A 1,853-nucleotide genomic window follows, 5' to 3' on the forward strand; every position below is an offset into this window, starting at 1 on the left:
CTATAGCGCCTCGCGTGAGAACCCCGGTCTTTTAAGCCGGGGATGAAACGCAGTTGTAGCCTTTAGGCTACGAGTGTTTCGTATTATTTATTCCTTTGTCCTTCGATATATTTTCTCACAGTTTCGGTTGAGACGTTGCCAACACTGCCGACAAAGTAACTGGGAGTCCATAAAGTAGGCAATTTCAATAACTCAGGAAATTCTTTCCTCAAATAACTCGAAGCCCTACCTTTGACCCTCTGCATAACGAAGCTAGCAGAATCAGTCGGCTTAACGTTAACCAGTAAATGTACGTGATCTGGCATGATTTCCAAAGCAATAATTTTCCATCTGTTTTCCGTCACTACCTCGAAAATAATTTCTTGCAGTCGTTCCGCGATTTTGCCTACCAGTACGGCTTTACGGCGTTTAGGGATAAAAACAAAGTGCATATTGATTAGCGAGACAGCATTACTCTCGTGCCGATACTCTAAATCTTTTTTTGACAAACTCGCCATAGAGTGATTGACTCCGTTGATTGATAGTGTATACTCAACATATCACAACGACAAAACTTAAATAATGTTTGGGTGTCAACAAATCCTGCTCAAGCCAGATAAAGAACTCCGGGCGGTTCTAGAATACATTTGCAAAGAATCGAACAAACTGCACAATTGTGCGGTATACTACGCTCGCCAAATTTATTTTAAGGCTCACACTTGTGTCCGTCCATTTGACATAATTAACGCATTAAAGCGCAATCCTCATTACGGGGCATTATGCGCTCAAGCTGCTCAGCAGACTTGTGGTGCTGTTGGTGAATCAGTAAAATCTTTCAAAGGACTAATTAAATTATTTTGGGAGGGCAAGCTCGAAAACAGGCCAAAGTTTCCTGGCTACCGCACTCCTGGTGGATTTCATTTGATCGCTTATCCGAAGCAAGCGCTTGGGAAAAAGTTGATTGACGGCCAAGTTTCAATCCCTCTGGGTCAAAAAGTAACAACTTGGTTTGGACTGAAGAGCTTTCAAATCCCCATGCCTACCAACTTAGACTATGCCGATATTAGAGAAATTAGAATTCTACCCAGAAATGGCTGTTTTTACGCCGAGTTTGTTTACAAAACAGTTAGCTTCCAAACTGCTGTAGACAGCCAAAAAGCTTTAGGTATCGATCACGGTATTGGTAACTGGCTTACTTGCGTCAGCAACTCAGGGACAAGCTTTATCATTGATGGCAAGCATTTGAAGTCGGTTAATCAGTGGTATAACAAGCGGGTAGCAGCTTTGATGGAGGGCAAGCATAATGGTTTTTGGTCGCATCAATTGGCGCGATTAACTGAAAAGCGAAACCGCCGAATGCGCGATGCCGTAAATAAAGCAGCTCGTTTAGTCGTTGATCACTGCATCAAAAACGAAATCGGTGTTATCGTTTTCGGGTGGAATAAAAGGCAGAAAGATTCTGCTAGTATGGGCAAAAAAACAAATCAACAGTTTGTTCAAATTCCTACGGCACGACTGAAAAACCGTATTGCTCAACTGTGCGAACAATACGGCATTAAGTTTGTGGAAACTGAAGAAAGTTACACGTCTAAAGCATCATTTGTAGACCGTGATTTTCTACCTAAAATCGGTGAAAAACCCGAAGGGTGGAAAGAAACGGGTAGACGGGTAAAACGCGGTTTGTACAGGACGAGTGCGAAAAATTGGTACATCAATGCTGACTGCAATGGAGCAGGTAACATATTGAGAAAAGTAGAGACGATGTTAGGGCTTGACCTTAACGGAGTTTGTAGGGGCGCATTGACAGCGCCTTCAAGAATTACCTTTTGGTAGTTTCTTTAGAATCCCTGTTGCTTCAGCACAGGGAGTGTCAA

Annotated in this window: 2 protein-coding genes; one reads left to right on the top strand and one right to left on the bottom strand. The window is 42.6% G+C overall.

The annotated features are described in order from the left end of the window. Window positions 1–83: 83 nt before the first annotated feature. The gene (gene tnpA, locus QUB24_RS33315; RefSeq protein WP_333157856.1) at window positions 84–497 is read right to left on the bottom strand and encodes an IS200/IS605 family transposase; all 414 of its coding nucleotides are present in this window, start codon (window positions 495–497) and stop codon (window positions 84–86) included. A 64-nt stretch (window positions 498–561) separates the two neighbouring features. Here tnpA and QUB24_RS33320 point away from each other — a divergent pair, with 64 nt between their 5' ends. Further along, window positions 562–1,812, top strand: coding sequence for a transposase (locus QUB24_RS33320; RefSeq protein ID WP_333157857.1), 1,251 nt, complete (start codon window positions 562–564; stop codon window positions 1,810–1,812). Window positions 1,813–1,853: the final 41 nt, after the last annotated feature.

This window comes from Microcoleus sp. B9-D4 (assembly GCF_036705105.1).
Lineage (GTDB): Bacteria > Cyanobacteriota > Cyanobacteriia > Cyanobacteriales > Microcoleaceae > Microcoleus.